Below are 7,857 nucleotides of genomic sequence, written 5' to 3'. Positions count from 1 at the left end.
AAACTAAAACTTCTTTTTGTTTCCTGCAAGAAAAATTTAAAGTTTTTTTTGAGATTTTTTCAATCCCGTTTTCTCCAATTTTCCTCCCAATCCCTCAATGAACTTTCCCTGTTTTGCGGGGTGCAAAGATAGAGCCTTTATTTAGATTTCCAAGCATTCTGAATGAGTTTTTTTCTAACTTTTCCCAAACTTTTTCCTAACTCATTGATAACACAATATTTAAATTTAAAAATCTCTTTACACAAATAAAGCTTTTTCTTACCTCCAAGCTTTTTAAGCAAATATAACACCTGATAAAATCCGTTTTTATTGAATCCACAGCTTAAAAAAAGCTATTTTCTTTGTCTTTTCAGAAAATAACTTTCTTGCAACTACTATAAATTCATTATTAAATCGCTTCAATACGCCGCGCAAGCAATACTCAACTCGCATAAATAAAAAAGCCTGAGAAATTCTCAAGCTGTTTTAAACAATATAGTGAAGTAATTATTATTTACTGAAATCGTAACTAAGTACGGCGCCAAGTCCAAATTGAAATGTTGATGCATAATCAGTAACTGCTACTGGCCCCCAATAGTAGTCCCAATAATAATCATATCCTACGGCAGCCGACATTGATTGCAGATATGCATTTAGATTAATTGATAATGGTGAATTCGTTTTTACTTTTACACCAGCCTTAATTTCCCACGCAAAATAAGTTCCGCTACCGCTCTTTGGCGTTTCTAAAATCGCAACTCCTAAACCTGCTCCTAGAAACGGAAGCGCCTTTTGGGAGCTTGAGCCAAAATAATACGTATAATCAGCTAATATATAATTGATGGCACCTTTATCGTCTCCTGCATTAAGTTGAGTTCCTGCAGGAATAGTGTTAGCCCCATTAATTATAGCAACCTTTGTATACAAAGGCATATTTGTATCAAGTCTGTTATACTTTAATTCTACTGAAGCATTATCCATTATAAAATATTCCAAACCTATACCATATTCAAAACCATCTTCTACTTTTGCGTAAGAGGAATCAAAGTCTACCCTGTCAGAAAAGGTATACCCTCCATACAAATTAAGTAAAAATGACTGGGCGCTTTGTGCTGACATTCCCAGCGAAAAGAAAAAAACGACAACTAACAAATGATACTTTTTCATAATTTCAAGATTTAATTTTACAATTATTGTTTTTGCATGGGTAGCTACATTCGAGGATTATTCTAGATGTAGCACTTGTAATCTTAATAATTCATTAACTCGTTTCAAAGTTATCTTACAAAAACATTTTAACATAATAAAACAAGTTTTATCATGTTGCAAATTATAAAATGAAACCATTTTTTTAACTCACTTTTCCTATACCAAGACTCACCCGCCGCCACAAAGTATAAGTATTCTATAATTAATTGAATAATATTCTGCTTACCTTACTTTATAAACAAGACATGTATTCATAAAAAAAGAAACAGATTATAGCACCACTACAACCTGTTTCTTTTTTTATGAATCTTTCCTCAATTCTATCTATTCATATATAATGAAAAATCTATTCAGCTATGATTCCTTGCTTTATTGTTTAGCTATTCAATTAAATCTCTTTCAAATTCACCTCTTTTTTATCGCCATCTTTATCTATAGTCACACGTTTCTCAATATTGGCCTTATCAGAATAAGATTGTTTTGCGGTACCATAATTTGTTGAAGAACCTTGATATCCATAATAATTGTAGTAGTTTGTATATCCAGATACGTATGAATAATTATAGGAGTTGGTAAAATCAAAGCTAACCATAACAATATAAGTGCCCGGCATTAAATCCATAAACTCGAAATGTCCTTGATCATCATATACTTTAGTTTTTTTGATAGAATAGCCGAAATCACTGTTCAAAGGCACTTCTGGCATTTTATTTTGCTTGCGAATTTTCTTGTTGACCTCTGCCCATTCTTCATAATAAGCTGAACTTGGAAAAAGTGTAATTTCTGTACCTCTTGGCGCATATTGTTTCTTAGCAGTATTCACCAACCCGCCCAATCTCTTACCTGAGTCAGATCTGGCATAGGCTGTCCCAATTATAACACTATTACCATTGGAGATTTGCTTTGCAACTTCTTCCTTGTTAAATTTGTTTTTAATAGGCTGATAATCTAATTCTTCGTTAACTGTAATTTCCCACATTCCATTAGCCATAGACATTTCGCGTTGCCATAGGCGATGATCTTTTTTGTCTATAGCATAATTATAAGTAGCGTTAGTGCTCTCTTCCAAAACTGAAACAAGCCATGTCTCGTGCTTACCTGTTCTCGGAGAATTGTAGACAAAACTTTTTACTTCTTTAATAGTATAATATTCAACAAGCACATCTGACCCATCATTATAATAAAACTGCGGAAAACGTGCTTTATACCCTACATCTAATGGTAAAGTCGTAATTAAATGATCGGACCAATTGAAGTCAAAATATTCTTCTTTAGGCTGAAGCTTTAGTTTTTTGTCTTTTTTAGTTTTCTTAGAATAGTAATTACCCGTAATGATTTCAGCAAAGTTCAGATTTAATTTTGCGTTCTTAGTCTCATCAGCATAACTTATAGCTCTAAGCGTTTGCGCATCTGCTGTACTAATACGCGTTGTAGGAGCTCCGTTGTCTTTTGGGGTAAAAGTATTATTCAACGTCAGTTGGTTATTAGTCAAAGTAATGTCATAAGTTAATGCTCCCATATTCTTCCACTCTGTACCTTTAACATAATAAACAGTGTAGAGTGATTTTTCTGGCTTAATATACTTTGTATTGATGTCCTTACCGCCAGGAACAAGTGCTTTTTGTCCGACTGCCATAAATGGAAGCAGAAACAGTACATAAAAAAGCTGTTTTAACAAACTGGATTTCTCATTTTTAAAAAAAACACCTTTTTTTGATGTAATACTATTTGGAATATTGGCTTTCATTGTGATTATTTTGATTGGGAACAAATTTACAGACATCATATACACAATAAAATACCTGATTTCATGGTAATTTTCCATAGGAAGCACATTTAATTTTACTCTAATATCTAATTCTTATAATATCTTCAGATCAAAACAAAACAATAATTTAACGCAACATCATTGCATTAAATTTTAAAATGTCTTTATTTTACCTTTTACTAAATTTATCTTAATGAACAGACGCAGATTTTTAAAAGGCTCCTCAGCACTAGCAGGGCTATTCACCCTTGGCCCTTCCGTTATCCTAGCAAACGATGTGGAGGCCATAAGTAAGAAAGCAAAAAAAGCAAAGAACATCATTTTCCTGATCAGCGACGGAATGAGCTGTGGAACACTTCAGATGGCGGATCTCTACTCTCAACATGTTTTAGGCAAAAATACGGAGTGGATTAATCTTTATAAAGAGAATAAAGTCTCAAGAGCCTTAATGGACACAGCCTCTGCCAGTTCTCCAGTTACAGATTCTGCGGCGGCGAGCTCTTCTTTTGGAGGTGGGCATCGTGTGAAAAATGGTGTGTTGAATATTGGTCCAAATGGCGAAAAATTTCTTCCGATCTGGCAAAAGTTTAAAAATGCAGGAAAAAAAGCAGGCTGTGTTACTACGGTTACCATTACTCATGCCACTCCCGCAGGGTTCTGTGTGAACTCGGACAGCAGAAATGCCGAAAATGAAATTGCCGAAATGTATGCCGAACTTGGATTTGATGTTATGATGGGAGGAGGCGATGAATTCTTCAATCCATCAAAAAGAAAAGACAAAAAAGATATCTATAAAATCTATGAAGAAAAAGGCTATCAGGTACTAAAAGAAAAATCGGATCTAGAAAACATTAAAAAAGGAGGGAAAACTTTAGGTGTTTTCGCCATTGGAGCTCTTCCCTACACGATCGATCAAAACAATATACCAGAATTACAAAAAACACCTACACTTGCTCAAATGAGTGCTGCGGCAATTGACCAGATGAAAGACCATAAAAATGGTTTTGTATTACTCATTGAAGGAGGAAAAGTAGATTGGGCTGCGCACGCCAATGATATTGCTGCGCTGATTCATGACCAGCTCGCTTTTGACGAAGCGGTTAAAACAGCTATAGATTTTGCCGAAAAAGACAAAGAAACCCTTGTAATCATTACAACCGATCACGGAAATGCAAATCCGGGACTTATCTATGGCGCTAATGCAAAAGAAAACTTTGACAGCATTGCAGACTATAAATACACCAACGAATACATTTTAAATTCTATTCATGCCGATTTCAATCTGCAGCAGATTAAGGATTGGATTAAAGAAACCAATAAAATTAGCTTGACAGATGACGAAGCAAAGCATCTAAAGGATTTCTATTCTGGCCTTGAAAAGCAAGAAGATGGCCTATATAATTATAAAAAATTACCTTTCAAAGCCTATTCAGAAATTCAGAAAAAGCATAATAATGTAGGATGGATCAGTATGGATCATTCTGGAGATTATGTTGAATTGGCCATGTATGGTCCTGGAAGCGAACTGCTGAAGCCCTTTGTACAGAATAAAGATCTTCATTATCTAATGCTTCAAGCTTCTATTGAAAAGGAATCTTAAATAGAAAATTCAAAGTATTGTTGGGCACAAGACCTATTAGATAAAGAATTTTAGAAACAAAAAGCTTCATAGAAATTTGAAGCTTTTTGTAACTTTCGTAACGATCAATTTTATTTTTCTTCCATAAAAGGATTTGCTAATGCCTTTTAGTGAGAAATATTAATTCTAAATACAACTCCCATTTAATTTTGTTTAACATTACAATCTTTTACAAATGCTATCAAAAATTAATTTTCAGCACTATCTTCTAAATGATTTTATTAATGTTTTATAGTTTTAAAACATCACCGATTACTTTTACAAAACCATGTTCTTCAAAACTATTCCAAAGAATTGGTACTGTCAGGCTGTATTCTTTCCCCTTTGCCCATATAAGTCTGTATCCGCTGTCTTCCATATAAATACAACCATAATCTGCTTCTATAGCTCTGCAAAACTCTTTAAAGTATTTGTCAATTGATTTTGATTTAGCAAAAAGACGACTCATATCACTAGTGACAGCCCAAAATTGAAGTTCAATACAATCCTCTATTTTTGAAGAATAGTCATTAATGTAAATTTCAATATTGCCGATCCACCATTTGTCCTTTGCGCCTTTGTAAAAATCAATAAAGTCAGATTCATCAGCAGAATCGGGTGTGTAATTTTGAGTCAAATCATACAGATAATACTCTATTATCGTCTGATCCTCTTCTACTAAAATACAAGTATCTACCCTCTGATTTATCCCTAAGTTTTCAAGTAAGGTTTTGGATATTTCGCCATTAGCATAGCGGTCAATTTTGTACAGCTGATTATTGATTATTTCAAATGATGCTCTCTCTTTTTCTGAATGCTCATAAATGAATTGTAAAGCTCTATTAAGCCTCTCTTTCTTAATATATATTCTATAATCGTAATCTAATCCCATTTTTATAATTCGAATAAAATCAAATGTATTGCTTTTAACTTAAAAAAATCAAACTTAAATTAATATTGAAGGATGAAAGACCTTACGCATATTAAGCTTAGCTTCAACAAATGTTAAATATTAGTAAAGCCCTGCAAAGTCTGATCTTTTTGCTTATTTTTGTTAGAAGCTCTTCAGAAAAAAGATTTAAAATTTCCTTTTAGTCGCTGATCAGATATATTATCTCCAGTTATTACGAAAGCAAAAAAACTTTATAATCAGTTTTAAAAGAGCCAAAAAAAATACCATTACAAATAGCCCCAAATACTATGAAAAAAATTACTCTAATGATCTGTCTGCTACTTGCCGCAGGCGTGAACGCACAGCAGGAAAAGGGAATTATCGGATATGCGAACTGGCTGGACAACTGGACAGAATTCAAACCGCAGAAAACGGAGTCTAAAGATGCCAACCAAATACTGGCTGGAAATATCACACAGAACACCAAACTGATGAAAAAAAATGTATACATCCTTCAAGGAAATGTATATGTAACAAATAACGCCGTTCTGACTATTGATCCAGGTACGGTAATTATTGGCGATGCAGCAAGCAAAGGAACTCTTATTATAACAAAAGGAGCCAAAATTATGGCAGAGGGACAGGAAACTGATCCTATCATCTTCACTTCAAACGCTAGCATGAAAAAAGCGGGCGACTGGGGTGGTCTTGTAGTTTTAGGAGATGCCCCTATCAATAAATTTGGTGGAGCTGGTTCTTATACCATGGATCTTGACCCTTCTCTTACTGCATATGGAGGAGACAATGCAGCTAGCAGCTCTGGAGTATTAAAGTTTATTCGTATTGAATTTGCTGGCCGAAAAGTAAAAGGAGCAGATAGTTTTAATGGACTAACTGTTGCAGGAGCTGGAAACAAAACGGTATTGGAAAACATTATGGTGAGCTTTTCAGGAGGTGATTCATTTGCTTTTTATGGCGGAGATCTTAATGCTTCTCAATTGGTTTCGTACAAATCTATAAATGATGATTTTAAAATGACGCAAGGAACGCAATGTCGTCTTTATAATTCATTAGCAGTTAGATCTTCTTATTTGTCAAGTAACAGAGATGGTTCTAGATGTTTAGAAGTGAAAGCCTATGAAAAGAAAAGCGAAACAGACTTTACAAGAAAATCTACTTTCGTTTCTGCATCAAACCTTACTCTTTTAAATGACAGTGAAAATATCAAAGCCGACATTCAGGCTGGTCTTATAAAAGAAGCTGTTTACGTAGCAGACAACGCCGCTCTAGAGCTTAAAAGAAGTGTGATTTCTGGATTCAACCCAGCGGTTTTACTAGATAGCCAAACAGTAGTAAATGGTGAGAACTTAAAGAAAATCAAATTTGAAGAAATGTTTTTCAACCAGTGTACAGGTAACATCTTTACAGAAAATAAAACAGATAATTCTGATTTAGAAAACTGGTATGGCAATACTATATTTTCAAATGTGTACTCACAAACTGATAATAAGGAAACTTTTGTTGACATTTACAATGCAAAAAGACCTGACTTTAGACTTCAAATAGGAAAGATTACTGCATCGAGTGGCAAATAATTTTTTAAAGACATATTAAAAATTAAAAGGAAACATCTATTAAGCTGTTTCCTTTTTTTTTGCGCCTAAAAAACTTCCATTGCTTACAAAAAATTTAAAAACAGGTAGAAATACTGTACTGTAAATCAAATTCTTGTAATAACTTTAGTATATATTCTCAATAGAAGCAATACTAAAAAGATAAAAGTATGAAAATAGGAATTATAGGCATTGGAAGCCTTACACTAGAACTGGCACAGAGAGCCTCATCTGCAGGTTATGAAATTCTTATTAATCATCCTCGAGGCAATTCCTTCATACAGCAAACGACTGAAAGCATAAGTAATGCCAGACTAGTTTCTCTTCAGGAAGCTGCTATGGGAGATGTTATCATACTTTTTGTTCCAAGAGAAGATCTCGAGAAAACTATTGGAATGTTGCCGGACATGACGGGCAAAATCATTGTACATACCAGCGGACTGATATTTAATCCGAAACTTCTCGTATCAAGCATTACTAGTGCCCTTACTTTTCAGATTACAGCTTCACTGCTACCTAAGGCTTATGTTGTAAAGCTTTTCAGTCCAGTAATGCTACAGCCTCAAAAAACGTCGCTCGTAACCAAAAGCAAAGATGAAATCTATTTTGCAGGCGACCATACACCTTCAAAAAATACTGTCAAAACTTTTTTAAAAGATCTCGGGTTTGATCCTTTTGACCTTTCTTCAAGATTAAAATCTCAAAAAACTGTCCTCCTTCATAAGAAGAACAGTTTACTGAATATCTGGTATCAGCATCATTATAAATCAAATTGATT

Annotated in this window: 6 protein-coding genes; 3 read left to right on the top strand and 3 right to left on the bottom strand. The window is 34.0% G+C overall.

Annotation, left to right across the window (positions count from 1 at the left end; translation table 11 throughout):
• Positions 1-489: 489 nt before the first annotated feature.
• Together BSF41_RS15570 and BSF41_RS15565 are read right to left on the bottom strand one after the other, a co-directional pair.
• Positions 490-1,146 carry an outer membrane beta-barrel protein gene (locus BSF41_RS15570; protein WP_095930423.1) on the bottom strand — a complete coding sequence of 219 codons (657 nt, stop codon included), beginning with the start codon at positions 1,144-1,146 and terminating at the stop codon, positions 490-492.
• Between the two features lie 430 nt (positions 1,147-1,576).
• Positions 1,577-3,013 (bottom strand): hypothetical protein, encoded by a 1,437-nt coding sequence (locus tag BSF41_RS15565; protein ID WP_253251843.1) that lies wholly within the window; start codon positions 3,011-3,013, stop codon positions 1,577-1,579.
• A gap of 136 nt (positions 3,014-3,149) precedes the next feature.
• Between BSF41_RS15565 and BSF41_RS15560 the strand changes: the two genes are divergently transcribed.
• Positions 3,150-4,556, top strand: coding sequence for an alkaline phosphatase (locus BSF41_RS15560; RefSeq protein WP_095930422.1), 1,407 nt, complete (start codon positions 3,150-3,152; stop codon positions 4,554-4,556).
• A 268-nt stretch (positions 4,557-4,824) separates the two neighbouring features.
• On the opposite strand, the gene BSF41_RS15555 is transcribed toward BSF41_RS15560, so the two are convergent.
• Entirely contained in the window at positions 4,825-5,466 is a 642-nt protein-coding gene (locus tag BSF41_RS15555; RefSeq protein WP_095930421.1) for a hypothetical protein, read from the bottom strand.
• A 308-nt stretch (positions 5,467-5,774) separates the two neighbouring features.
• Between BSF41_RS15555 and BSF41_RS15550 the strand changes: the two genes are divergently transcribed.
• Together BSF41_RS15550 and BSF41_RS15545 are read left to right on the top strand one after the other, a co-directional pair.
• On the top strand, positions 5,775-7,061 hold the full coding sequence (locus tag BSF41_RS15550; protein ID WP_095930420.1) for a hypothetical protein: 1,287 nt from the start codon (positions 5,775-5,777) through the stop codon (positions 7,059-7,061).
• Positions 7,062-7,249: 188 nt separating this feature from the next.
• On the top strand, positions 7,250-7,855 hold the full coding sequence (locus BSF41_RS15545) for an NAD(P)-binding domain-containing protein (protein ID WP_095930419.1): 606 nt from the start codon (positions 7,250-7,252) through the stop codon (positions 7,853-7,855).
• Positions 7,856-7,857 lie beyond the last annotated feature (2 nt).

The organism is Flavobacterium sp. ACN2, from assembly GCF_002303885.1.
In the GTDB taxonomy this organism is placed as follows: Bacteria; Bacteroidota; Bacteroidia; order Flavobacteriales; family Flavobacteriaceae; genus Flavobacterium.
This window is presented reverse-complemented; position numbering and strand designations above follow the sequence as displayed.

What these genes read in the sequence shown, in the direction of transcription:
- BSF41_RS15565 (WP_253251843.1), bottom strand. Translation starts at nt 3,013, where the DNA reads ATGGAAAATTACCATGAAATCAGGTATTTTATTGTGTATATGATGTCT.
- BSF41_RS15555 (WP_095930421.1), bottom strand. Translation starts at nt 5,466, where the DNA reads ATGGGATTAGATTACGATTATAGAATATATATTAAGAAAGAGAGGCTT.
- BSF41_RS15550 (WP_095930420.1), top strand. Translation starts at nt 5,775, where the DNA reads ATGAAAAAAATTACTCTAATGATCTGTCTGCTACTTGCCGCAGGCGTG.
- BSF41_RS15570 (WP_095930423.1), bottom strand. Translation starts at nt 1,146, where the DNA reads ATGAAAAAGTATCATTTGTTAGTTGTCGTTTTTTTCTTTTCGCTGGGA.
- BSF41_RS15545 (WP_095930419.1), top strand. Translation starts at nt 7,250, where the DNA reads ATGAAAATAGGAATTATAGGCATTGGAAGCCTTACACTAGAACTGGCA.
- BSF41_RS15560 (WP_095930422.1), top strand. Translation starts at nt 3,150, where the DNA reads ATGAACAGACGCAGATTTTTAAAAGGCTCCTCAGCACTAGCAGGGCTA.